The 25,906-nt window shown below is 43.4% G+C and carries 23 protein-coding genes, 4 tRNA genes and 1 pseudogene; 2 read left to right on the top strand and 26 right to left on the bottom strand.

What is annotated here, in order from left to right; genetic code table 11:
- Window positions 1–4: 4 nt before the first annotated feature.
- The 23 genes from rpsS to IEW93_RS18475 all read right to left on the bottom strand — a co-directional run bounded on the left by rpsS (window position 5) and on the right by IEW93_RS18475 (window position 21,673).
- Window positions 5–283, bottom strand: coding sequence for a 30S ribosomal protein S19 (rpsS, locus tag IEW93_RS18365; protein ID WP_006083596.1), 279 nt, complete (start codon window positions 281–283; stop codon window positions 5–7).
- Between the two features lie 14 nt (window positions 284–297).
- On the bottom strand, window positions 298–1,122 hold the full coding sequence (gene rplB, locus IEW93_RS18370; RefSeq protein ID WP_188740702.1) for a 50S ribosomal protein L2: 825 nt from the start codon (window positions 1,120–1,122) through the stop codon (window positions 298–300).
- 16 nt (window positions 1,123–1,138) lie between these two features.
- Window positions 1,139–1,441 (bottom strand): 50S ribosomal protein L23, encoded by a 303-nt coding sequence (gene rplW, locus IEW93_RS18375; protein ID WP_124729276.1) that lies wholly within the window; start codon window positions 1,439–1,441, stop codon window positions 1,139–1,141.
- Window positions 1,438–2,043 (bottom strand): 50S ribosomal protein L4, encoded by a 606-nt coding sequence (rplD, locus tag IEW93_RS18380; protein WP_188740703.1) that lies wholly within the window; start codon window positions 2,041–2,043, stop codon window positions 1,438–1,440. Before rplD ends, rplW begins: the two co-directional genes overlap by 4 nt.
- Before the next feature lie 16 nt (window positions 2,044–2,059).
- Window positions 2,060–2,698, bottom strand: a complete 639-nt coding sequence (gene rplC / locus IEW93_RS18385; protein ID WP_188740704.1) for a 50S ribosomal protein L3 — start codon at window positions 2,696–2,698, stop codon at window positions 2,060–2,062.
- A 27-nt stretch (window positions 2,699–2,725) separates the two neighbouring features.
- Window positions 2,726–3,037, bottom strand: a complete 312-nt coding sequence (gene rpsJ, locus IEW93_RS18390) for a 30S ribosomal protein S10 (RefSeq protein WP_011070616.1) — start codon at window positions 3,035–3,037, stop codon at window positions 2,726–2,728.
- A 353-nt stretch (window positions 3,038–3,390) separates the two neighbouring features.
- Window positions 3,391–4,575 (bottom strand): elongation factor Tu, encoded by a 1,185-nt coding sequence (gene tuf, locus IEW93_RS18395; RefSeq protein WP_188740705.1) that lies wholly within the window; start codon window positions 4,573–4,575, stop codon window positions 3,391–3,393.
- 69 nt (window positions 4,576–4,644) lie between these two features.
- A complete protein-coding gene (gene fusA / locus IEW93_RS18400) occupies window positions 4,645–6,741 on the bottom strand; it encodes an elongation factor G (RefSeq protein WP_188740706.1) in 2,097 nt (698 codons plus the stop codon).
- A gap of 79 nt (window positions 6,742–6,820) precedes the next feature.
- On the bottom strand, window positions 6,821–7,291 hold the full coding sequence (gene rpsG, locus IEW93_RS18405) for a 30S ribosomal protein S7 (RefSeq protein ID WP_160056453.1): 471 nt from the start codon (window positions 7,289–7,291) through the stop codon (window positions 6,821–6,823).
- An 82-nt stretch (window positions 7,292–7,373) separates the two neighbouring features.
- On the bottom strand, window positions 7,374–7,592 hold the full coding sequence (locus IEW93_RS18410) for an uS12 family ribosomal protein (protein WP_188740707.1): 219 nt from the start codon (window positions 7,590–7,592) through the stop codon (window positions 7,374–7,376).
- Between the two features lie 177 nt (window positions 7,593–7,769).
- Window positions 7,770–11,996: a DNA-directed RNA polymerase subunit beta' gene (rpoC, locus tag IEW93_RS18415; protein ID WP_188740708.1), complete on the bottom strand. Its 4,227-nt coding sequence runs from the start codon at window positions 11,994–11,996 to the stop codon at window positions 7,770–7,772.
- Between the two features lie 82 nt (window positions 11,997–12,078).
- Window positions 12,079–16,110, bottom strand: a complete 4,032-nt coding sequence (rpoB, locus tag IEW93_RS18420) for a DNA-directed RNA polymerase subunit beta (protein WP_188740709.1) — start codon at window positions 16,108–16,110, stop codon at window positions 12,079–12,081.
- Between the two features lie 232 nt (window positions 16,111–16,342).
- A complete protein-coding gene (rplL, locus tag IEW93_RS18425; RefSeq protein ID WP_188740710.1) occupies window positions 16,343–16,711 on the bottom strand; it encodes a 50S ribosomal protein L7/L12 in 369 nt (122 codons plus the stop codon).
- A 54-nt stretch (window positions 16,712–16,765) separates the two neighbouring features.
- Entirely contained in the window at window positions 16,766–17,266 is a 501-nt protein-coding gene (gene rplJ, locus IEW93_RS18430; RefSeq protein ID WP_188740711.1) for a 50S ribosomal protein L10, read from the bottom strand.
- Window positions 17,267–17,551: 285 nt separating this feature from the next.
- Window positions 17,552–18,253 carry a 50S ribosomal protein L1 gene (rplA, locus tag IEW93_RS18435; protein WP_188740712.1) on the bottom strand — a complete coding sequence of 234 codons (702 nt, stop codon included), beginning with the start codon at window positions 18,251–18,253 and terminating at the stop codon, window positions 17,552–17,554.
- A 4-nt stretch (window positions 18,254–18,257) separates the two neighbouring features.
- Complete coding sequence (gene rplK, locus IEW93_RS18440) at window positions 18,258–18,686, bottom strand: 50S ribosomal protein L11 (protein ID WP_160056465.1); 429 nt, start codon at window positions 18,684–18,686, stop codon at window positions 18,258–18,260.
- 129 nt (window positions 18,687–18,815) lie between these two features.
- The gene (nusG, locus tag IEW93_RS18445) at window positions 18,816–19,367 is read right to left on the bottom strand and encodes a transcription termination/antitermination protein NusG (protein WP_188740713.1); all 552 of its coding nucleotides are present in this window, start codon (window positions 19,365–19,367) and stop codon (window positions 18,816–18,818) included.
- A 10-nt stretch (window positions 19,368–19,377) separates the two neighbouring features.
- Window positions 19,378–19,749 (bottom strand): preprotein translocase subunit SecE, encoded by a 372-nt coding sequence (gene secE, locus IEW93_RS18450; RefSeq protein WP_188740714.1) that lies wholly within the window; start codon window positions 19,747–19,749, stop codon window positions 19,378–19,380.
- Window positions 19,750–20,016: 267 nt separating this feature from the next.
- Complete coding sequence (gene tuf, locus IEW93_RS18455) at window positions 20,017–21,201, bottom strand: elongation factor Tu (protein WP_188740705.1); 1,185 nt, start codon at window positions 21,199–21,201, stop codon at window positions 20,017–20,019.
- Between the two features lie 108 nt (window positions 21,202–21,309).
- Window positions 21,310–21,385: transfer RNA gene (locus tag IEW93_RS18460), tRNA-Thr, on the bottom strand.
- A gap of 10 nt (window positions 21,386–21,395) precedes the next feature.
- Window positions 21,396–21,469: transfer RNA gene (locus tag IEW93_RS18465), tRNA-Gly, on the bottom strand.
- Between the two features lie 36 nt (window positions 21,470–21,505).
- Window positions 21,506–21,590 (bottom strand) — tRNA-Tyr (locus tag IEW93_RS18470).
- 7 nt (window positions 21,591–21,597) lie between these two features.
- Window positions 21,598–21,673 (bottom strand) — tRNA-Thr (locus IEW93_RS18475).
- A gap of 222 nt (window positions 21,674–21,895) precedes the next feature.
- Between IEW93_RS18475 and coaA the strand changes: the two genes are divergently transcribed.
- Window positions 21,896–22,846 carry a type I pantothenate kinase gene (coaA, locus tag IEW93_RS18480; RefSeq protein WP_188740715.1) on the top strand — a complete coding sequence of 317 codons (951 nt, stop codon included), beginning with the start codon at window positions 21,896–21,898 and terminating at the stop codon, window positions 22,844–22,846.
- A 40-nt stretch (window positions 22,847–22,886) separates the two neighbouring features.
- Here coaA and birA read toward each other — a convergent pair whose 3' ends face one another.
- Window positions 22,887–23,846 (bottom strand): bifunctional biotin--[acetyl-CoA-carboxylase] ligase/biotin operon repressor BirA, encoded by a 960-nt coding sequence (gene birA / locus IEW93_RS18485; protein ID WP_188740716.1) that lies wholly within the window; start codon window positions 23,844–23,846, stop codon window positions 22,887–22,889.
- Window positions 23,846–24,856: a UDP-N-acetylmuramate dehydrogenase gene (gene murB, locus IEW93_RS18490; protein ID WP_188740717.1), complete on the bottom strand. Its 1,011-nt coding sequence runs from the start codon at window positions 24,854–24,856 to the stop codon at window positions 23,846–23,848. Before murB ends, birA begins: the two co-directional genes overlap by 1 nt.
- Window positions 24,857–25,407: 551 nt before the next feature.
- On the opposite strand from murB, the pseudogene IEW93_RS22075 reads away from it, so the two are divergent.
- Window positions 25,408–25,557: pseudogene (locus IEW93_RS22075) on the top strand (IS630 family transposase); the annotation flags it as partial.
- On the opposite strand, the gene IEW93_RS18495 reads toward IEW93_RS22075, so the two are convergent.
- A partial coding sequence (locus IEW93_RS18495; RefSeq protein WP_188740718.1) for a helix-turn-helix domain-containing protein occupies window positions 25,538–25,906 on the bottom strand: 369 nt, incomplete at its 5' end. The pseudogene IEW93_RS22075 and the gene IEW93_RS18495 overlap by 20 nt on opposite strands.

Raw genomic sequence — 25,906 nt, forward strand, 5'->3', positions numbered from 1 at the left:
CGTATTAGCGCTTCTTCGCTTTCTTATCTGCAGCGTGGCCGCGATAAGTGCGAGTTGGTGAAAATTCACCAAGCTTGTGACCGATCATTTCGTCAGTTACGAACACAGGAACGTGCTGACGACCATTATGGACAGCGATGGTCAACCCAATCATATTAGGGATGATCATTGAGCGGCGTGACCAAGTTTTAATTGGCTTCTTGTCACCCGCTTCCATCGCTTTCTCTACCTTCTTCAGCAAGTGCAGGTCAATGAAGGGACCTTTCTTGAGAGAACGTGGCATGGCGAATCCTCTTACTATTTATTACGACGACGTACGATGTACTTGTCAGTGCGCTTGTTGCTACGAGTTTTATAACCCTTAGTCGGCACACCCCATGGACTCACTGGATGACGTCCACCAGAAGTACGGCCTTCACCACCACCATGTGGATGGTCTACTGGGTTCATTGCAACACCACGAACTGTAGGGCGTATGCCTCTCCAGCGCTTAGCACCTGCTTTACCTAACTGGCGTAGCATATGCTCGGCATTACCAACTTCACCAAATGTCGCGCGGCAATCTACTGGAACTTTACGCATTTCGCCAGAGCGAAGACGTAGAGTTGCATAAGCACCATCACGAGCAACAACTTGTACATAAGCACCAGCTGAACGTGCGATCTGAGCGCCTTTACCAGGCTTCATCTCAACAGCGTGCACAACACTACCTACAGGAATGTTGCGTAACGGCATTGCGTTACCAGTCTTGATGTCTGCTTCCAAGCCAGATTTGATTGCATCACCAGCTTTCATGCCTTTTGCAGCAAGAATATAGCGACGCTCACCATCTGCATACAGTACTAGTGCAATGTGCGCAGTACGGTTTGGATCGTATTCAATACGTTCAACTTTTGCAGGGATACCATCTTTGTCGCGTTTGAAGTCGATTAGACGGTAATGTTGCTTATGTCCACCACCTACGTGGCGTACAGTGATACGGCCAGTATTGTTACGGCCACCACTTTTAGTTTTCTTCGCCAACAGGCCAGCAAAAGGTTTACCCTTATGCAAGTCCGTATTCACCACTTTAACTACGTGGCGACGACCTGGAGAGGTTGGCTTACACTTAATAACTGCCATGATAATTCTCCTTTGCTTACTCAGCGCCGCCGACGAAATCGATGTCAGCACCAGCAGCTAAAGTTACATAAGCTTTTTTCCAATCGCTACGACGACCAACACGGCCACCGGTACGTTTAGTTTTGCCTTTGTTAACTAAAGTGCGAACTGAATCTACTTCAACTTCAAATAGCTTCGCTACTGCAGCTTTGATCTCTGCTTTAGTCGCATCGATTGCTACGCGGAAAACTACAGTGTTGTTCTTCTCAGCAACGACAGTACTCTTTTCAGAGATGTGTGGAGCTAGAATCACTTTTAGCAAACGTTCTTCGCGGATCATGCTAGCATCTCCTCGATTTGCTTCACTGCATCAGCAGTAACAAGAACAGTGTTGAACGCAATTAGACTAACTGGGTCTAGACCCGCTACGTCACGTACGTCAACTTTGTATAAGTTGCGAGCTGCTAAGAATAAATTCTCATCAACTTCAGCAGTAACAATTAGAACGTCTTCTAGGTTCATTGCTGCTAACTTAGCTTTTAACTCTTTAGTTTTAGGAGCTTCAACGCTAAATGATTCAACAACAACTAAACGCTCTTGACGTACCAATTCAGAAAGAATGCTCTTAAGAGCACCACGGTACATCTTTTTGTTAACTTTTTGGCTGTGATCTTGAGTTTTAGCAGCGAATGTTACGCCACCGCCACGCCAGATTGGGCCTTTAACACTACCAGCACGAGCGCGGCCAGTACCTTTTTGGCGCCATGGCTTTTTGCCAGAGCCAGTTACTTCTGCACGAGTCTTTTGGCCACGAGTGCCTTGACGTGCATTTGCAGCGTACGCTACAACTACCTGATGAACCAGTGCCTCGTTAAAGTCACGGCCGAAGGTAGTTTCGGAAACTTCAAGAGCGCTTTGCGCGTCTTTCAATACCAATTCCATTACTATCTCCTCAGACCTAAGCTTTAACTGCAGGCTTAATGATCAAATCACCATTGGTAGCGCCTGGAACTGCGCCGCGTACTAATAACAAGTTACGTTCAGCATCTACACGTACAACGTGTAAATTTTGAGTAGTTACTTGCTCAGCACCCATATGACCTGACATTTTTTTGCCTTTGAATACACGACCAGGCGTTTGGTTCTGACCGATAGAACCGTTCGCGCGGTGCGCCAATGAGTTACCGTGAGTCATATCTTGAGTACGGAAATTCCAACGCTTAACGCCGCCTTGGAAACCTTTACCTTTTGATTGACCAGTAACATCTACTTTCACTACTTCAGCGAAAATATCAACATTAAGCTCAGCACCAACTTCAATGCCTTCGCCTTCACCATCTGCAAGACGCATTTCCCATAAACCACGACCAGCTTCTACGCCGCCCTTGGCAAAATGACCTGCTTCTGCTTTAGTGATGCGATTGGCTTTTTTGGTACCAGTAGTAACTTGAAGTGCGCGGTAGCCGTCAGTTTCTAAAGTTTTAACTTGAGTAACTCGGTTGCCAGCAATTTCAATTACTGTTACAGGGATTGACGCACCATCTTCAGTGAAGATGCGAGTCATACCCACTTTACGACCAATAAGACCGATAGCCATCTCTCAAACCTCTTCTAAGGATCTCAATTAACCTAAGCTAATCTGAACGTCGACACCAGCCGCAAGATCTAAACGCATTAACGCGTCTACAGTCTTTTCTGTTGGCTCTACGATGTCAACTAAGCGCTTGTGGGTACGAAGTTCGTACTGATCACGTGCATCTTTATTAACGTGCGGAGAGATCAAAACGGTATAACGCTCTTTGCGTGTTGGTAGTGGAATAGGACCACGTACCTGCGCGCCTGTACGCTTAGCAGTTTCAACGATTTCCGCTGTAGACTGATCAATCAAACGATGATCAAAGCCTTTCAAGCGGATACGGATTCTTTGGTTCTGCATTGACCAGAGCTCCTAAAATGGACACATAAAAAATCACCCTCTAGCTTTTTCCTTTCTGGAAAAGCAGAGCGAGATGATTTAACCGTTCGACTCCCAATCGGAGTCGCTATGAAAATGAATAACCTAATTGGTTAAACATATATTTCGCTGCACATGTCAGCGAGTGGGCAATTATACAGATCTTAAAACGGAGATCAAGCCCATTGTGTAAATAGTCTTCAAAAAGAGTTTCTACAAACAATAGCGGCGCATTTTACACACTTTACTAACGATTGCCACTAGATTGTGTAATTATTTTGAAAAACAAAAAAGGAAGCCGAAGCTTCCTTTTTTAGTGTCAACTAAAGTCGCTATTACGCGATGATTTTAGCTACAACACCAGCACCAACTGTACGGCCACCTTCACGGATAGCGAAACGTAAACCGTCGTCCATCGCGATTGGGTAAATCAAAGTAACAACCATCTTAACGTTGTCACCAGGCATAACCATTTCTACGCCTTCTGGTAATTCGATAGTACCAGTCACGTCAGTTGTACGGAAGTAGAACTGTGGACGGTAACCTTTGAAGAATGGAGTGTGACGTCCGCCTTCTTCTTTTGATAACACGTACACTTCTGATTCGAATGTAGTGTGTGGCGTGATTGAACCAGGCTTAGCTAGTACTTGACCACGTTCTACGTCATCACGCTTAGTACCACGTAATAACACACCACAGTTCTCACCTGCACGACCTTCGTCAAGCAGTTTACGGAACATTTCTACACCAGTACAGGTTGTCTTAGTAGTCGCGTGAACACCAACGATTTCTACTTCGTCTGATACACGTACAATACCACGCTCAACACGACCAGTTACCACTGTTCCACGACCTGAAATCGAGAATACGTCTTCGATTGGTAGTAGGAATGGCTTATCGATGTCACGCTCTGGCTCTGGAATGTAAGAGTCTAGTGCTTCTGCAAGCTCAAGAATTTTGCCTTCCCATGCTGCATCGCCTTCTAACGCTTTTAATGCAGAACCTTGAATAACTGGTAAGTCATCACCTGGGAAGTCGTATTCTGATAGAAGTTCACGAACTTCCATTTCTACTAATTCTAGTAATTCTTCGTCATCTACCATGTCACATTTGTTCATGAATACGATGATGAAAGGTACACCTACCTGACGTGAAAGTAGGATGTGCTCACGAGTCTGTGGCATTGGGCCGTCAGTCGCTGCTACTACTAGGATTGCGCCGTCCATCTGTGCAGCACCAGTGATCATGTTTTTAACATAATCCGCGTGACCTGGACAGTCTACGTGAGCGTAGTGACGTGATGGAGTGTCATATTCGATGTGAGAAGTATTAATTGTAATACCGCGCTCACGCTCTTCTGGAGCGTTATCGATTTGAGCGAAGTTTTTAACTTCACCACCATAAGTCTTAGACAATACAGCAGAGATAGCTGCAGTTAAAGTTGTTTTACCATGGTCAACGTGACCAATGGTGCCTACGTTTACGTGAGGCTTACTACGTTCAAATTTAGCTTTTGCCACGATAAATTCCTTTCTTTTCAGAAGTGCTCGATTAATTCGAGCAATATAACATTAATGCCGTAACCAATATTAGTTACGAGATTCTATAATCGCTTTTGCAATGTTTTGCGGTGCATCTGCGTACTTATAAAACTCCATAGAGTAAGAAGCACGGCCCTGAGATGCAGAGCGCAAATCAGTTGCATAACCAAACATTTCAGATAGAGGCACTACTGCATGAACAAGTTTAACACCTGCGATGCCATCGTCCATACCTTCAATTATGCCACGACGTCGGTTTAAATCACCAACTACATCGCCCATATAATCTTCAGGTGTAGTTACTTCTACTTTCATACAAGGTTCGAGCAACGCCGGGTTTGCATCTAGCGCACCCTGTTTGAAGCCCATAGAACCTGCAATTTTGAACGCCATTTCATTCGAGTCCACATCATGATATGAACCATCGAACAATGTGACTTTCACATCCAGAACAGGATAACCAGCTAATACGCCGTTTTTCATCTGTTCCTGAATACCTTTGTCAACCGCAGGAATGTATTCACGCGGAATAACACCACCAACGACTTCATTGACAAATTCGTAGCCTGCACCCTCTTCGAGTGGTTCTAATCTGAGCCATACATGGCCAAATTGGCCACGACCACCAGATTGGCGTACAAATTTGCCTTCCACTTCCACTTTTGAACGAATGGTTTCACGATAAGCAACCTGAGGTTTACCTACGTTACATTCTACACTGAACTCGCGACGCATACGGTCAACGATAATGTCTAAGTGTAGCTCACCCATTCCAGATATTAGTGTTTGAGCTGATTCTTCGTTAGTTTCAACACGGAATGAAGGGTCTTCTGCTGCTAATTTTTGCAGCGCAATACCCATTTTATCCTGATCGGCTTTCGAACGAGGCTCAACGGCAATGGTAATTACGGGTTCAGGGAACTCCATGCGTTCAAGAATCACTTTGTGATCTGTATCGCAAAGAGTATCACCAGTTGTTACATCTTTTAGACCTATAGCCGCGGCGATATCACCAGCACGTACTTCTTTTAGCTCAGTACGATCGTTTGCGTGCATTTGCACCATACGACCAATACGTTCACGCTTCTGTTTAACAGAATTGTAAACCCCTGCGCCTGTCTCAAGTACGCCGGAATATACCCGGATAAAGGTAAGTGTTCCAACAAATGGATCAGTCGCAATTTTAAATGCCAATGCAGCAAAAGGCGCATTGTCATCTGATTTACGTTCAACTTCTTTTTCATCATCATCGATACCCTTGATTGCAGGTACATCGATAGGTGATGGTAAAAAGTCAACAACAGCATCAAGAACCGCTTGCACACCTTTGTTCTTAAATGCAGAACCACAGGTAGCGAGGACGATCTCGTTGTTAATTGTGCGCTGACGCAGAGCTGCTTTAATCTCGGCTTCTGATAGCTCACCTTCTTCAAGGTATTTGTCCATCAGTTCATCTGAGGCTTCAGCTGCTGCTTCCACAAGATACTCATGCATTTCTGCAGCTTTTGCTGCGAGATCTGCAGGAATGTCTTCATATGTGAATGTCATACCCTGATCTGTTTCAGACCAGTTAATGGCTTTCATCTTTATTAAATCAATAACGCCTTTGAAGTTTTCTTCAGAACCAATGTTTAATTGGATTGGCACACAAGTCGCACCAAGACGATTACGAATTTGTTTAATCACTCGGTCAAAATCTGCACCTGCACGGTCCATTTTGTTAACAAATACCATACGCGGAACGTGGTACTTGTCAGCTTGGCGCCATACGGTTTCAGATTGCGGTTCTACGCCTGATGAGCCACAGAATACAACTACGGCCCCATCAAGTACGCGCAATGAACGCTCAACTTCAATCGTGAAGTCTACGTGACCTGGGGTATCGATGATATTAATACGGTGTTCAGCGAACTGAGCTTCCATACCGCGCCAAAAAGTGGTTACAGCAGCTGAAGTGATAGTAATACCACGTTCTTGCTCTTGTACCATCCAGTCGGTCGTGGCGGCGCCGTCGTGCACCTCACCGATTTTATGAGACATACCGGTATAGAACAGAACACGTTCTGTTGTGGTAGTTTTACCTGCATCCACATGAGCAACGATACCGATATTACGATAAAGCTCAATTGGGGTTGTACGAGCCACTATTTATACCCTCTCAACTAAAACTTTTGGTTTTAGCAATATCAACAATATGGAGCGGGCAAAAGCCCGCTCCATTATATTACCAACGGTAATGAGCAAAGGCTTTGTTAGCTTCAGCCATGCGATGCACGTCTTCACGCTTCTTAACAGCAGTACCTTTGTTTTCAGACGCATCTAGCATTTCACCTGCTAGACGTAAAGCCATAGATTTTTCACCACGTTTGCGAGCAGCTTCAACTAACCAGCGCATCGCTAGTGCGTTACGACGCACTGGACGAACTTCACATGGTACTTGATAAGTTGAACCACCAACACGACGAGATTTAACCTCGACTGAAGGGCGAACGTTATCAAGGGCTGCTTCAAGGATAGTTAAATGATTTTCGCTTTTCTTTTCAGCGACAACATCTAATGCCTTGTAGATAATTTTTTCTGCAGTAGACTTTTTGCCGTCCTGCATAATGACGTTGATGAACTTAGCCAACAACTCACTGTGAAACTTTGGATCTGGTAGGATTTTACGTTGTCCTACAACGCGACGTCTTGGCATATCAATTCTCCGTATGCTTCAGGTATTTCCAAAACTGGAATGTCAAATAAATACTAGCTTGGCCTTACTTAAACGGGATACGTTAAGACTTAGGACGCTTAGCACCGTACTTAGAACGGCCTTGGCGACGTGTAGTCACGCCAGCACAGTCTAATGCGCCACGAACAGTGTGGTAACGCACACCTGGTAAGTCTTTAACACGACCACCACGGATGAGGATTACACTGTTCAACGCAGGCACATTAGTCTTTTCGACTTTTGGCGCGCGTGGCTTACGTACCAACTGGTTTACAGTTGCCATGTATAGCTCCGACAGTTGATTTAAACTCAACAATTAGGTGTGAAAAATCTATATCCCACAATGGTGGGACGCGGAATTTTAGAAAGGTAATGGCTGCCTGTCAAGAAATAGCCAACTTTTCGTGCAAATTCCAATAAAAAAGGCGCCATTGGCGCCTTTTTTTAACATAACGCTAACTTAATCTTGGCTACCAGCCAAATTTAGTAGATCCGCTAGGTTTTGTTCAGCTTCACTTGCTGTGACGGTTGCCACTTCAACGTTGCCTTTAGAGTTTGCAGATTTTGCACGCTCTTCATTACGCGTTTTATGGTAAGCATAACCAGTACCAGCAGGGATCAAACGACCTACGATTACGTTTTCTTTCAGACCACGTAATGGATCGCTCTTACCACCAACGGCTGCTTCAGTTAACACACGTGTGGTTTCCTGGAACGATGCAGCTGAAATGAATGATTCAGTAGCCAAAGATGCTTTGGTAATACCCAATAGTTCACGTTCATACGTAGCTGGCGCTTTACCTTGAGCAATTAACTCACGGTTAGCGATTTTCACGCGTGAAACTTCAACTTGCTCGCCTTCTAAGAACTCACTGTCACCTGCAGATGTGATTAAACACTTACGCAGCATTTGACGAATGATAACTTCGATGTGCTTGTCGTTGATCTTTACACCCTGTAAGCGGTAAACATCCTGTACTTCGTTCACAATGTAGTTTGCTACGTTGTGGATACCACGAAGACGTAAAATGTCATGTGCAGCTTCTGGGCCGTCAGCAATAACTTCACCACGTTCGACTTTTTCACCTTCGAACACGTTTAAGTTACGCCATTTAGGGATCATCTCTTCATAGTGTTCACCACCATCAGCTGGTGTAATCACTAGACGACGCTTACCTTTTGTCTCTTTACCGAACGAGATAGTACCTGAGATTTCTGCAAGAATTGCAGGCTCTTTTGGCTTACGCGCTTCGAATAAGTCAGCAACACGTGGTAGACCACCGGTGATGTCGCGTGTTTTAGACGATTCTTGTGGAATACGTGCTAATGCGTCACCAACGTTGATTTTCGCGTTATCGTCTTTCGACACAATCGCGTTACCAGGTAAGAAGTATTGAGCTGGTACTTCAGTACCAGGGATCATTAGGTCGTTACCGTCAGCATCAACTAGACGAATGGCTGGACGTAATTCTTTACCTGCAGAAGTACGCGCACCAATTTCTAGTACAACAACTGAAGACAAACCAGTTAACTCGTCAGTTTGACGTGTCATGGTTACGCCGTCGATCATGTCAACAAACTTAACACTACCGGCTACTTCAGAGATAATTGGGTGAGTATGTGGATCCCAGTTTGCGATAATTTCGCCTGCTGCCACTTCACTGTCTTCTAACTTCTCTAATACGGTACCGTAAGGCACTTTATAACGCTCTTTCTCACGACCTAGCTCATCGATGATGGCTAACTCAGAAGAACGAGACACGATAACGAGTTTACCGTCGATGTTAGAAACATGCTTAGCATTGTGTAGCTTCAGAGAACCCGCGTTCTTAACTTGAACGTTGTTTTCTGCAGAAGCTCTCGATGCCGCACCACCAATGTGGAACGTACGCATGGTTAACTGTGTACCTGGTTCACCAATTGACTGTGCTGCCACAACACCAATCGCTTCACCGTGGTTAATAATATGACCACGAGCCAAGTCACGGCCGTAACATGCTGCACACACACCGAAGTCTGTTTCACAGGTAATTACAGAACGTACAATCACTTCATCGATGCTGTGCTCTTCTAGCGTATTACACCATGCTTCATCAAGAAGTGTGTTGCGTGGTGCAAGTACTTCTTCTGTGCCTGGTTTCAATACGTCTACGGCAACAACTCGACCTAGAACGCGTTCACGTAACGGCTCAACAACATCACCACCTTCAATCAGCGGTTTCATTGTTAGACCATGCTCAACACCACAGTCGTCTTCAATAACAACTAAGTCTTGTGCAACGTCTACTAGACGACGTGTTAGGTAACCCGAGTTTGCTGTCTTCAATGCGGTATCGGCAAGACCTTTACGCGCACCGTGAGTAGAAATAAAGTACTGGAGTACGTTTAGGCCTTCACGGAAGTTAGCCACAATTGGGGTTTCGATGATTGAGCCGTCAGGCTTAGCCATCAGACCACGCATACCCGCAAGCTGACGGATCTGTGCAGCACTACCACGAGCGCCCGAGTCAGCCATCATATAGATGCTGTTAAACGATGCTTGTTTCTCTTCAACGCCGTCACGGTTAATCACTGTCTCAGATGACAGGTTTTCCATCATTGCTTTAGAAACTTTTTCGTTAGCAGATGCCCAGATATCGATAACTTTGTTGTAACGCTCACCAGCGGTAACAAGACCTGACTGGAACTGCTCTTGAATTTCAAGTACTTCAGCTTCTGCGTCGGCAACTAAGGTGTATTTCTCAGCTGGGATAACCATATCGTCAATACCAACAGAGGCACCTGAGATGGTCGCAAAACGGAAACCGGTATACATCAATTGGTCAGCAAAGATAACGGTATCTTTAAGACCTAGTTGACGATAACAGGTGTTCAATAGCTTAGAGATCTGCTTCTTACCCATGTTTTGGTTAACCAAATCATATGATAAGCCTTCTGGCAGAATTAACGATAAAAGCGCACGACCAACAGTCGTATCTACGATACGTGTGGCTTTAGTTCTTTCACCGTCATCAGCAATTGTGGTCTCAGTAATACGTACTTTAACGCGAGCATGTAGCTCAGCTGCACCAGTAGCATATGCTTTTTCTACTTCAGCAACTGAAGAGAAAGCCATACCTTCACCACGGCCATTAATACGCTCACGGCTGGTGTAGTATAAACCTAATACAACGTCTTGAGACGGTGTAATTACAGGCTCACCGTTAGCTGGTGACAGAATGTTGTTGGTTGACATCATCAACGCACGAGCTTCTAACTGAGCTTCAAGCGTTAATGGTACGTGAACCGCCATTTGGTCACCGTCGAAGTCGGCGTTATATGCCGCACAAACTAACGGATGCAATTGAATTGCTTTACCTTCAATCAGAACAGGTTCAAATGCTTGAATACCTAGTCTGTGAAGTGTTGGTGCACGGTTAAGCATCACAGGATGTTCACGAATCACTTCGTCTAATACATCCCATACTTCAGCCTGTTCGCGTTCAACCATCTTTTTAGCAGCTTTAATAGTTGTAGCTAAGCCACGACCTTCTAACTTGCCATAGATGAATGGTTTGAATAGCTCAAGTGCCATCTTCTTAGGAAGACCACACTGATGCAGACGTAAAGTAGGACCTACGGTAATTACCGAACGACCTGAATAGTCAACACGCTTACCTAGTAAGTTCTGACGGAAACGACCTTGCTTACCCTTGATCATATCAGCAAGAGATTTAAGCGGACGCTTGTTAGAACCGGTAATAGCACGACCGCGGCGACCGTTATCTAATAGCGCATCAACTGACTCTTGTAACATACGCTTTTCGTTACGTACGATAATGTCAGGCGCAGCTAGATCTAACAGACGCTTCAAACGGTTGTTACGGTTAATTACGCGGCGGTATAGATCGTTAAGATCTGACGTCGCGAAACGACCACCATCTAACGGCACTAATGGACGTAGATCAGGTGGTAGAACCGGTAATACTTTTAAGATCATCCACTCTGGTTTGTTACCAGATGTGAAGAATGCTTCCATCAGCTTAAGGCGTTTTGTCACCTTTTTACGACGGGTTTCTGAGTTGATTGATGGCAACTCTTCGCGCATTTGTTCGATCTGTTCTTCTAAGTTGATAGCACGTAGCAATTCTAAAACTGCTTCTGCACCCATCTTAGCTTCAAACTCGTCACCGTATTCTTCTAACGCATCAAGATACGTTTCTTCGGTAAGCATTTGGCCGCGCTCAAGCGTGGTCATGCCAGGCTCAATAACAACAAATGATTCGAAATACAGTACGCGTTCAATATCACGCAACGTCATATCAAGCATTAAGCCGATACGTGACGGAAGTGATTTTAAGAACCAAATGTGGGCAACTGGGCTAGCCAATTCAATGTGACCCATGCGCTCACGACGCACTTTAGTCTGGGTAACTTCTACGCCACACTTTTCACAAATCACACCACGGTGCTTAAGACGTTTGTATTTACCACACAAACATTCGTAATCTTTAACCGGACCAAAGATACGCGCACAGAACAAACCTTCACGCTCAGGCTTGAATGTACGGTAGTTAATGGTTTCTGGCTTCTTTACTTCACCAAAAGACCAAGAACGGATGAGATCTGGCGAAGCCAAACCAATTTTAATTCCGTTAAATTCTTCAGTCTTACTTTGCTGTTTAAGAAACTTTAATAAGTCTTTCACGTTTCTCTCCTGAAGGAGTTAAACCAGGTGCTTTGCTGATGCAAAGCACCCTTGGTTACCAAACATTGCTTAAGTGCGATGCTTACTCTTGGTCCAACTCGATATTAATACCAAGTGAACGGATTTCCTTCAACAACACGTTGAAAGACTCAGGCATGCCTGGTTGCATCTGATGGTTACCGTCGACGATGTTTTTATACATCTGAGTACGACCGTTAACGTCATCTGACTTAACTGTTAGCATTTCTTGTAGAGTATAAGCTGCACCGTATGCTTCAAGTGCCCACACTTCCATCTCACCGAAACGCTGACCACCGAATTGAGCTTTACCGCCCAATGGTTGTTGTGTTACTAAGCTGTACGAACCGGTTGAACGGGCGTGCATCTTGTCATCAACTAAGTGGTTCAGTTTGAGCATGTACATGTAACCTACAGTTACTTTACGCTCAAATTCGTTACCGGTACGGCCGTCACATAATGTTAACTGGCCTGACTCAGGTAAGCCTGCAAGAGCAAGCATTTGCTTGATCTCTTTCTCTTTAGCACCGTCGAATGCTGGTGTAGCAATCGGCACACCACCTTTAAGGTGAGTCGCTAAGCGCACAACTTCATCATCGCTGAACGAATTGATGTCAACACGCTGAAGCACGTCATCACCTAAATCGTATACTTGCTTGATGTAGTCGCGAAGTTCGGCAATTTCACGCTGCTCTTCAAGCATAGCAGTGATCTTGTTACCAATACCTTTCGCTGCAGCACCCATGTGAACTTCAAGTACCTGACCGATGTTCATACGCGATGGTACGCCCAATGGGTTAAGTACGATGTCTACAGGATTACCTTCTTCATCGTATGGCATGTCTTCGATTGGACAAATCTTCGAGATAACACCTTTGTTACCATGACGACCCGCCATCTTGTCACCTGGTTGAATAGTACGTTTAACGGCTAAGTAAACCTTAACGATTTTCAGTACACCTGGTGCCAAGTCATCACCTTGAGTGATCTTGCGACGCTTAATTTCAAACTTCTTGTCAAAGTCAGCTTTTAGCTCTTCGTGCTGTTCAGCTAACTGCTCTAGTTCAGTTTGTTTTGCTTCGTCGTCGATAACTTGAATTAACACGTCTTTACGTGGGATTTCAGCTAATTTAGCTTCAGAATAACCCACAGACAGTAACAAGTTACGTGCACGGCTCAATACACCTTCTTCAAGGATCTTGAACTCTTCACCTAAGTCTTTACGAGCTTGGCGTACGTGCATTTCTTCGATTTCAAGCGCGCGCTTGTCTTTTTCAACGCCGTCACGGGTAAATACCTGAACGTCGATGATGGTACCTTTTACTGAGTTAGGCACACGTAATGAGCTGTCCTTAACGTCAGAGGCTTTTTCACCAAAAATAGCACGGAGTAGCTTCTCTTCTGGGGTTAATTGTGTTTCACCTTTAGGTGTCACTTTACCCACTAGAATGTCGCCACCTTTCACTTCAGCACCAATGTAAACGATACCTGATTCATCTAATTTAGATAAAGCAGACTCACCTACGTTTGGAATGTCAGCAGTGATTTCTTCGCTACCCAATTTAGTATCACGAGCAATACAAGAAAGCTCTTGGATATGGATAGTTGTGAAACGATCTTCTTGCGCAACGCGCTCAGAAATTAAGATCGAGTCTTCGAAGTTATAACCGTTCCAAGGCATGAACGCGATACGCATGTTTTGACCAAGAGCCAAATCACCTAAGTCGGTTGATGGACCATCGGCTAATACGTCACCACGAACCACTGGCTCGCCAACGAAACAACAAGGACGTTGGTTAATACAGGTGTTTTGGTTTGAACGGGTATATTTAGTTAAGTTATAAATGTCGATACCGGCTTCGCCAGGGCGTAGCTCATCTTCATTTACTTTAACAACGATACGGCTTGCATCAACGTAGTCAACAACACCACCACGTTTAGCAGCAACAACCACACCTGAGTCAACAGCAAGTGTACGCTCAATACCAGTACCTACTAGCGGCTTATCAGCACGTAATGTAGGAACGGCTTGACGTTGCATGTTAGCACCCATCAATGCACGGTTAGCGTCATCGTGTTCTAAGAATGGAATAAGTGACGCTGCAACAGAAATAATCTGTTGTGGCGAAACGTCCATATATTGAACGTCAGCTGCACGCATAAAGGTTGATTCACCTTTATGACGACACGCAATTTGCTCTTCAACCATACGGCCAGTAGAGTCAACTTCAATGTTTGCCTGTGCAATAACATAACGACCTTCTTCGATTGCTGATAAGTATTCCACTTCATCAGTAATCACACCATCAACCACTTTGCGGTAAGGCGTTTCTAAGAAACCGTAAGAGTTAGTGCGTGCAAAACTTGCTAGCGAGTTGATTAGACCAATGTTTGGACCTTCAGGGGTCTCAATTGGACATAAACGACCGTAGTGAGTTGGATGTACGTCACGTACTTCGAAGCCGGCACGTTCACGAGTTAAACCACCAGGGCCAAGTGCAGAAATACGACGCTTATGCGTTACTTCTGATAGCGGGTTGTTTTGATCCATGAACTGAGACAACTGTGAAGAACCGAAGAATTCTTTCACTGCTGCAGAAATTGGCTTCGCATTAATTAAGTCTTGTGGCATAAGCTCGTTTAGATCGCCTAAAGATAGACGTTCACGAACAGCACGCTCAACACGAACTAAACCAACACGGAATTGGTTTTCTGCCATCTCACCTACGCTACGAATACGACGGTTACCTAAGTGGTCAATATCGTCGACTTCATCATAGCCGTTGCGGATTTCGATGATTTTCTTCATTACAGCAACGATGTCTTCTTTAGACAACACGCCATTACCTTCGTCTTCATCAATTTCAAGACGACGGTTGAACTTCATACGACCTACTTTCGATAAGTCATAACGTTCTTCACTGAAGAATAAGTTTTGGAATAAACTTTCTGCTGCATCTTTGGTTGGTGGCTCGCCAGGACGCATCATACGATAAATCTCAACTAACGCTTCTAAGCGGTTAGTTGTAGAGTCAATGCGTAATGTGTCAGCAATATAAGCACCGTGGTCAAGATCATTAATAAACAATGTATCAATGTTCTTGATGCCAGCTAAAGATAACTTAGCTAAATCTTCTAAAGAGATCTCGCTGTTAGCAGTAACTAATACTTCACCTGTATCTTCGTCGATATAGTCTTGTGCAGCATACTTACCAACAATGTAATCTACTGGCACTTCAAGCTCAGTGGTGTTGGTTTTCTCAAGTTGCTTAATATGACGCGCAGTAATACGACGGCCAGCTTCAACCAATAAAGAGCCTTCTGCATCTTTAATGTCATAGCTTGCAGTTTCGCCGCGTAAACGGTCTGGCACAAGTGCCATAACAAGTGAGTCTTTTTTGATCTTAAACTCAATACGCTCAAAGAATAAATCTAAGATGTCCTGAGTAGAGTATTCAAGTGCACGTAAAATAATCGTTGCCGGTAATTTACGACGACGGTCAATACGAACAAATAAAGCATCTTTAGGGTCAAATTCAAAGTCAAGCCATGAACCACGGTAAGGAATAATACGTGCGTTATACAGCACCTTACCTGAAGAGTGGGTTTTACCACGGTCATGATCAAAGAACACGCCTGGAGAACGGTGTAACTGAGACACAATAACACGCTCAGTACCGTTAATAACGAAAGTACCGTTATCAGTCATCAATGGGATATCACCCATGTAGACTTCTTGCTCTTTAATGTCTTTAACAGTACCGGCTGCAGCTTCACGGTCAAACAACACCATGCGTAATTTAACGCGAAGTGGTGCTGAATAAGTAACACCGCGGATCTGACATTCTTTCACATCAAAAACTGGCTCACCTAGCTTGTAGCTGACATATTGCAGCTCACTATAGCCAGAAAAGCTCTTGATAGGAAAAACGCTACGGAATGCAGCTTCTAAGCCGCGCTCACCCGTAGGGTCTTGATCGGTGAACTTCTTAAAAGAGTCTAACTGGATAGACAATAAATAAGGGATATCCAAAACTTTTGGACGCTTACCAAAGTCTTTGCGAATACGCTTCTTTTCAGAATAGGAGTAAACCATGGGTTTCCTCTGCTTACGAGATGTGACCAAGACTGAAATAATATAATTAAATCAGCACGTTTGCCCATCACCGTTGATGGCAAGAACCTAACCAGTAATCTCTGCTAGGGACTGCTAAAACTGGCGACAAACGGTGAATAAAAATCGCCTGCGCATAAAGCGCAAAAAAGGCCGACGGTTAAAAAACCGCCAGCCTTCACCCAATTGCTTGGGTGAGCAAGTAAGCTATAGCTTACTTGATTTCAACAGAAGCACCAGCTTCTTCTAATTCTTTCTTAAGCGCTTCAGCTTCTTCTTTGCTTACCGCTTCTTTAACAGCGATTGGCGAAGATTCAGCCATAGTCTTAGCTTCTTTTAGGCCTAAACCTGTAGCGCCACGTAGAGCTTTAATAACTGCTACTTTGTTGTCGCCGTGTGAAGTAAGAATTACGTCGAATTCTGTTTGCTCTTCAGCAGCTGCAGCAGCATCGCCACCGCCAGAAACTACTGCAGCAGCAGCAGAAACGCCGAACTTCTCTTCCATTGCTTCGATTAGTTCAACAACTTCCATTACAGACATTGCTGCAAAAGCTTCTAAAATTTGGTCTTTAGTGATAGACATTAGAAATATTTCCTATTGTTCTGAATTCAATTTGATTAAGCGGCCAACTTAAAATTAAGCGGCGTCTTGTTTTTGATCGCGAAGGGCGGCCAATGTACGAACGAACTTGCCAGCAGATGCTTCTTTCATAGTCATCATCAACTGAGCTAGTGCTTCTTCGTATGTTGGTAGTTTCGCTAAACGATCAATATCAGCTGCAGGGATAAATTCCCCTTCGAAAGCTGCACCTTTAACTTCAAACTTAGCATTTGTTTTAGCGAAATCTTTTAGAAGACGCGCTGCAGCACCTGGGTGCTCAGTAGAAAATGCTAGTAAAGTTGGGCCAGTGAAAGTTTCGGCTAGGCACTCAAAAGCAGTACCTTGAACAGCGCGACGAGCTAGAGTGTTACGTACTACACGTACATAAACACCGTTAGCGCGAGCTGTTTTACGCAAAACAGTCATAGCACCTACAGTTACGCCACGTGAATCAGCGGCAACTGCAGAAAGTGCACCTTTGGCAGCTTCGTTGACTTCAGCAACAATTGCCTTTTTGTCTTCGAGTCTTAATGCCATTGGCTTTACTCCTGGATTCTACCTAGGGATATCCCTAGAATTTACCAAACTAAGCACAACATGTACTTAGTTACTTACGGTGCAGATATTCCAGTAAAAAATTTTAGCTGGGGCCTGACACCGTCTACGCAGGAAATTAAGTTAACCTTACGATTGACACCTGCGGTCTTGGACGGAAGCTCATCTATTAACCAACAAACCTAAATAATTAGGCAAAAGTTAGGTAAAAGGAGCTTCAACCCACAAAGTGCGCGCATTATAGACTAATCCGCGCATTTTGTAAAATTACTTAGCGTCTTCCAAGCTAGCTTGGTCAACCGAAACACCTGCACCCATAGTGGTAGAGATGCTTACTTTTTTCACGTAAACGCCTTTTGCAACTGCAGGCTTAGCCTTTTTCAGTGCAGACACTAACGCTTCTAAGTTGTCTTTTAACTGTTCAGCAGTGAAATCCACTTTACCAATAGTAGTGTGGATAATACCGTTTTTGTCGTTGCGGTAACGAACTTGACCAGCTTTAGCATTTTTAACTGCATCAGCAACGTTTGGCGTTACTGTACCAGTTTTAGGGTTAGGCATTAGACCACGTGGGCCTAAGATTTGACCTAACATACCAACAACGCGCATTGCGTCTGGTGATGCGATAACAACGTCAAAGTTCATTTCGCCAGCTTTAACTTGTTCAGCTAAATCTTCCATACCTACAAGTTCAGCGCCTGCAGCTTTAGCAGCTTCAGCGTTTGCACCTTGAGTAAATACAGCAACACGAACGTCACGACCAGTACCGTGTGGTAGTACAGTAGCACCACGCACGTTTTGGTCTGATTTACGAGGATCGATACCAAGGTTAACAGCTACGTCAACACTTTCTACGAATTTAGCAGTTGCCAATTCTTTTAAAAGTGCTACTGCTTCATTGATGTCATACTGTTTAGTTGCATCAACTTTTTCGCGGATTACGCGAGCGCGCTTAGTTAGCTTTGCCATTATATTAGTCCTCTACTACCAAACCCATTGAACGTGCAGTACCTTCAATTGAGCGAGTCATCGCTTCAATATCAGCACCAGTCATATCAGCGGCTTTAGTTTCAGCAATTTCCTGAACTGCGCTACGCTTGATAGTTCCTACTTTTTGAGTGTTAGGACGGCCAGAACCTGATTTCAAACCAGCTGCTTTAAGCAGTAGGAAAGACGCAGGTGGAGTCTTAGTTTCAAAAGTGAAAGAACGGTCGTTATATACAGTGATAACAACAGGAATTGGCATGCCTTTCTCGAACTTTTCAGTACGAGCGTTGAATGCTTTACAGAATTCCATGATGTTCACACCTTTTTGACCTAAAGCAGGACCAACTGGTGGAGACGGGTTTGCAGCACCGGCTGCTACTTGTAGCTTAATATAAGCTTCAATTTTCTTTGCCATGTCGACATTTCCTCTATTTGGGTTCAAACGCATTTCGGCGACATGCCAATTTGCTCCCCTGAAAACAACGGGTGCGAATTATAATAAAATACGCACCCGCAAACAATATTTATTTTGTAGTTATTTTAATCAGCTTTTTTCAACCTGATTAAAGTCTAACTCTACTGGTGTTGAACGACCGAAGATCATCACAGAAACCTTAACGCGGTTCTTATCATAATCCACTTCTTCAATCGTGCCATTAAAGTCCGCAAATGGACCATCACACACACGAACAACTTCACCAGGCTCAAACATAACACGATGAGTCGGTGACTCGATGGTGTCTTGTAAACGCTGAAGAATAGCATTGGCTTCTTTATCAGAAATCGGCGCTGGACGATCTGAGGTTCCACCAATAAAACCCATAACACGTGGAATACTCTTCACTAAATGCCAGCTATCATCGTTCATTTCCATTTGGACTAATACATAGCCTGGAAAAAACTTACGCTCGCTTTTACGACGCTGACCCGCACGCATTTCAACTACTTCTTCCGTTGGGACCAAGATCTCACCGAAGTAGTGTTCCATGTTATGCATTTTGATATGTTCTAATAGTGTTTTTAGTACACGACCTTCATAACCTGAAAAGGCTTGAATTACATACCATCTTTTTTTCGCTTCTGTAGCTTCAGTCATTTTTAGATGCCTATACGCCAGTAATTAAATTGACTACTCGTAACAATACTGCATCTAATCCCCAAAGGACTAATGCAACCACACCTGTTGCGGCAAGTACGATAAAGGTAGTATTTAGGGCCTCTTGGCGAGTTGGCCACACCACTTTACGCACTTCAATGTGTGCTTCGCGGGCAAATGATAACGCTTGCTTACCCTTGATAGTTTGCAATGCAATAACACCTGCAATAGCAAAGGCAATAATTACCCCAGCAACACGAGCTACAACATTTGCATCTGCGTAAAATTGATTGCCTATAACAGCAGCAGCAATGAGCAATGCTGCCACGCCCCACTTAACGATATCCAAAGAATTACTCTGGTTTTCAGTATTTGTTGTCATCGGTTAATTCCGTTACTCACTACGACCTGAGCTTAACTTGGTAAAAACATATTTACCAAATCTGCATTTCCCGAGCTTTCCCAGAAAATGCATAAGCACAGGGTCAAAAATCGGCCATAGATTGTATTCTTATTCAGCTTTGTTCGCAACAATACAGGTAAAGTTAGCGTAACAATTTAACCAAAAAAAACAATTAATCTGTGATTTTTGCCAAAAACAAAAAAAGGAAGCCGAAGCTTCCTTTTTTAGTGTCAACTAAAGTCGCTATTACGCGATGATTTTAGCTACAACACCAGCACCAACTGTACGGCCACCTTCACGGATAGCGAAACGTAAACCGTCGTCCATCGCGATTGGGTAAATCAAAGTAACAACCATCTTAACGTTGTCACCAGGCATAACCATTTCTACGCCTTCTGGTAATTCGATAGTACCAGTCACGTCAGTTGTACGGAAGTAGAACTGTGGACGGTAGCCTTTGAAGAATGGAGTGTGACGTCCGCCTTCTTCTTTTGATAACACGTATACTTCTGATTCGAATGTAGTGTGTGGCGTGATTGAACCAGGCTTAGCTAGTACTTGACCACGTTCTACGTCATCACGCTTAGTACCACGTAATAACACACCACAGTTCTCGCCTGCACGACCTTCGTCAAGCAGTTTACGGAACATTTCTACACCAGTACAGGTTGTCTTAGTAGTCGCGTGAACACCAACGATTTCTACTTCGTCTGATACACGTACAATACCACGCTCAACACGACCAGTTACCACTGTACCACGACCTGAAATCGAGAATACGTCTTCGATTGGTAGTAGGAATGGCTTATCGATGTCACGCTCTGGCTCTGGAATGTAAGAGTCTAGTGCTTCTGCAAGCTCAAGAATTTTGCCTTCCCATGCTGCATCGCCTTCTAACGCTTTTAATGCAGAACCTTGAATAACTGGTAAGTCATCACCTGGGAAGTCGTATTCTGATAGAAGTTCACGAACTTCCATTTCTACTAATTCTAGTAATTCTTCGTCATCTACCATGTCACATTTGTTCATGAATACGATGATGAAAGGTACACCTACCTGACGTGAAAGTAGGATGTGCTCACGAGTCTGTGGCATTGGGCCGTCAGTCGCTGCTACTACTAGGATTGCGCCGTCCATCTGTGCAGCACCAGTGATCATGTTTTTAACATAATCCGCGTGACCTGGACAGTCTACGTGAGCGTAGTGACGTGATGGAGTGTCATATTCGATGTGAGAAGTATTAATTGTAATACCGCGCTCACGCTCTTCTGGAGCGTTATCGATTTGAGCGAAGTTCTTAACTTCACCACCATAAGTCTTAGACAATACAGCAGAGATAGCTGCTGTTAAAGTTGTTTTACCATGGTCAACGTGACCGATGGTGCCTACGTTTACGTGTGGCTTAGAACGTTCAAATTTAGCTTTTGCCATGGTATTGCCTCAATCCAATAGTTTGGTGATGAAAACACACATATAGTAAAAAATCCGATGCATAATATGTCATCGAATTAGGTTTATTTAGGAGTTAGTGTGACAGGCTGGTGCTGATAGGCAGATTCGAACTGCCGACCTCACCCTTACCAAGGGTGCGCTCTACCAACTGAGCCATATCAGCAATCAAATTTTGGAGCGGATGGCGGGAATCGAACCCGCGTTATCAGCTTGGAAGGCTGGAGTAATACCATTATACGACATCCGCGCAACCTAACATAGGCTACCTAACTACCTAGAAAAATGGTGGAGGGAGAAGGATTCGAACCTTCGAAGGCTGAGCCGTCAGATTTACAGTCTGATCCCTTTGGCCACTCGGGAACCCCTCCAGTAAAATGGTGCCGGCACCAAGAGTCGAACTCGGGACCTACTGATTACAAGTCAGTTGCTCTACCAACTGAGCTATGCCGGCATGTCATTTCGGGTTCGGATATTAGGTAAATGTGCTCAGGAGTGCAATAGATAAATGCGAAAAAACCTAAAAAAAGTTTCAAATGACGTTTTTTTAGTCGTGTTTTTTCAAAAAAGCACAATTTCTAGGCGAATCTATTCATCATAATGACAAATCAATAGCAAAGTATTGTCGCCTATTATTCGATAGTGTAATGTGCCTGACCAACCTAGAGGAATGGTTATGACTTCAATAAACTCAATACAAGACGCACTTTACTTTGCTTTTCAGCGTGAGCATTGGGCTGAATTACGTAAATCAGTGCCACTCACATTGAGCGAAGCAGAACTAGAAAATCTTCGAGGAATGAATGAAAAACTTTCTTTAGACGAAGTGACTGATATCTATTTACCTCTGAGTCGTTTATTGAACCTTTTTGTTGACTCAAAACAACAGCGCGGTCTTGTTTTGGGTAAGTTTCTTGAGCAAAAAAATTCCCCAAGCCCTTACATTATTAGTATCGCCGGCAGTGTCGCTGTAGGTAAAAGCACTACAGCACGTATCTTGCAAACACTTTTACAGCGTTGGCCAGAACATCCAAAGGTCGATCTGGTTACTACTGATGGCTTTTTATACCCGCTAGCAGACTTAAAGCGTAAAGGCTTGTTACAACGTAAAGGATTTCCTGAAAGTTACGACATGAAAATGCTAGTCGAATTTATTTCATCTGTGAAAGCGGGTGATAAAGAGGTGCTAGCGCCACTGTATTCTCATGTGACGTATGATAGATGCCACGATCAACACCAGGCTATTAGACAACCTGACATCTTGATTCTTGAAGGCCTTAATGTTCTGCAAACTGGCCTTGATACACCAATAGATACAAGACGCCCATTTGTGTCTGATTTTGTGGACTTTTCTATTTATGTCGATGCAGAAGAGTCACTGCTAAAACAGTGGTACAAACAGCGATTTTTACAATTCAGAAAAGGCGCATTTAGCGATCCAGAATCTTTTTTCCATCATTACTCAACACTCAGTGACGATGAAGCTAACGTAATTGCAGCAAATATTTGGGATACGATTAACGGGCCTAATTTACAACTTAATATTCAACCAACACGGGAAAGAGCGCATCTCATTTTACAAAAAGGCCCCAACCACTTAATGAATAAAGTGTTACTTCGAAAGTGAAGATAATGAAAGCCTAAAAGCTAGGCTTTCACAATGTAGCTTAACTTGCTCTTACGCTAATCTCACCACCCACATAAGCAGATATGCCTTGTTCGTTCTCAATCAAAATCGCACCTTGCTTATCTATACCGCGGCAAATTCCAGAGATTGAATTTGGCGACATCAGTAGAGTTATTTCACGGTTAATAAATAAATCGTTCTCATTCCATCGCGCTAAAAATGCGGATAAACCTTGTTGTTCAAATAACGCTAAATCATGCTTAAGTTGTTGATGTAAGTTAACTAAAAGCTGGGTTTTATCTGGCATGGTTGTCATTGAAGACAAATCATTCCAGGGTTGATCAATAAGCTCGCCCTGTTGTGCAGACATGCTCATATTAATCCCAAAACCAATAACCAACTCAACTTGCTCAACGCTGTGATGGTTAAGCTCTATAAGAATGCCAGCTAGCTTTTTATGGTCTAAATAAATGTCATTTGGCCATTTTAAACCTAAGCCTTCCACACCTAAATTCTGCAACGTTTTTACAATAGAACATCCAACAACCAAACTTAAACCACTTGCATATGACAAGTCATGATTAAGCCGCCAAAACAAAGATGCATAGATGTGATGACCATATGGCGATAACCATTGACGCCCACGCCGACCTCGACCAGCAGATTGATACTCGGCTATACAGATATCACCCGATGCAAGCTCTGCAGCATGCCCTAACATGAATTCATTTGTGCTTGTTATTTCATCAAAATAAAAGCAACGATCATCGATCGTGTTTACCAACGAATTTTCGTTAATCAACGAAATTGGGGTGGCTAGCTTATAACCTTTACCCTTAACGCTATAAATCTCAACACCGTAGTCTTTCAAGGCATCGATGTGCTGATTTATGGCAGCGCGAGTTATCGATAATTGTTGAGCTATAGCTTCGCCAGAAACAAAAGCAACATGACTGAGTAAAGCTAAAATTTGCCTTTTCCGTAACCAATGATCATTCATTAGATTTCAATCTCCCCGACCGCACCAATTATTCTTGGTTCAACTTGCAACGTGACAGAAAATTTTTCATTCACAACGCTAATAATGTGGCGCGCTAATTGGCACACTTGTTCGCCAGTCGCATTTTTCAAATTAACTAATACTAAAGCTTGGTCTTGATGGACAGCAGCGTCACCGACCCTAAAACCTTTAAGGCCAGATTGTTCAATTAACCAGCCAGCTGCTAACTTGTACTGACCATCATCTTGTTGATAAGCAACTAAATTGGGGTAATGATTTAATAGTTCTGAGTAGACAGTTGAATGTACAACTGGATTTTTAAAAAAGCTGCCCACGTTACCTAACACTTTGGGATCTGGCAACTTAGAACGACGAACATTGCATACACAGTCAAATATTTGCTTCGCTGTCACAGTAGATGGATCCAGCGATTGCAATGGACCATAGCTCAGTACTGGCTGCCAATTCTTTGGTATTTTTAGTGTCACTTGTGTTATAACGGCCAGATTTTTTAGCTCTTGCTTGAAAATTGAATCTCGATAACCAAATTGACATTGATCATTACTGAAAGTTAACAGCTGTTTTGTATCAAGGCGTAAAAACTCAACCTCATGACAATATCGATTAAACTCAACACCATATGCGCCAATGTTTTGTATTGGAGCCGCACCAACACTGCCGGGAATAAGCGCCATGTTTTCAAGACCGTAAATCTTATTGTTTAAACAAAACTCAACAAGATCATGCCAGCCTTCACCTGCTTGTACACATAAGTAATAAAACTTGTCATCATCAGTGACCTTAATGCCTTTTGTTGCAATATTAACAACAGCACCCAAGTAATTTGCAGTAAAAACTAAATTACTGCCACCACCTAAAATCAACAGAGGCTGTTTTGCATATAAACTATTACAGGTTTCAATTAGATCAACCTTTGACGTCACACTAATGAGTGAAGAGCAATGCTGCTGAAGACCAAATGTATTCAGTTCTGTTAGTGAAATCGGCATATGATGGTTTCATCTGTAAATAATAGGGCTATTGTACATGAAGTTAACCTGTGTACCCATCCCGAAAATTTAACAGACTAATAAACCAAATGTTTTGCGTTAATTATTTCACTCATTTGCCATGAGACTAGTCTGCTAGCGCAATAACCCTCCGTCCAACTTATAGAAAATTGAGGGTAAAGAGCTGCACGGTCCTCATGACCTTTCTCAAAATTTCACAAAAAATGATATTAAACATTTCATAATGATTTATGAAACATCATTGGCCTGTGTTTGAAGACATTTAGGTTCTAGCCTGCAGCAATGACGCAGACTCTGGTTAAACAACGCTTATTAACGATCTGTCATCATTACATTTGTGATACAAATCAAGATAAATATGTATTCAGAGATTGCATAGCAAAGATCGCATAGAATCAGACAAAAATCGCAACTAGCTCGTTGTTCAACCTTCAACATTTTTAACGACGTTATAAGCGGTGTTAACCAGTAAGAATGATCACTTTCTTGTGTTGATTGCCATAAATCCCATTGAGTAGGTTCATTAACGACTACGCCAGCATTGTCTCGCTAATCGTAGTTTTAAAGATTTTAATGATATTGTTGAGGAATGCTGTCGTGCATGGAATACATTCATTGAGTGCAAGGACAGGGTAAAAAGATTGTGTCACAGAGATTGGGCTAAACTGGGAAGTCTTTAATCGTAATTGGTATAAACCCCAGCTTATGCAATAACCAATAAATATGTGAATGGCTATACGAGACATCGTATTTTGAGGTGATAAATTCCTGAATATCCCGTGCGGTTAAGCGGCCACCTTTGGTGGAATGTGCCGCATCCTTAACAAACAGGTACACTTGCTCTTTCTGCTTAGTGGTCAATCGACTCTTTTTACCTATGCGAGGCTTGTCATCTAGACCAGCTAAACCTTGGTTCAAGAAGCTTGATACCCAATCATTCACACTTCGACGGCTGACATTTAAGCGCCTGGCGACTTCTGAGCGGTTATTAATTTGCATAAACATCGCAACGGCTAATAAGCGGATCCT

It is taken from the genome of Shewanella inventionis, assembly GCF_014641855.1.
Taxonomy (GTDB): domain Bacteria; phylum Pseudomonadota; class Gammaproteobacteria; order Enterobacterales; family Shewanellaceae; genus Shewanella; species Shewanella inventionis.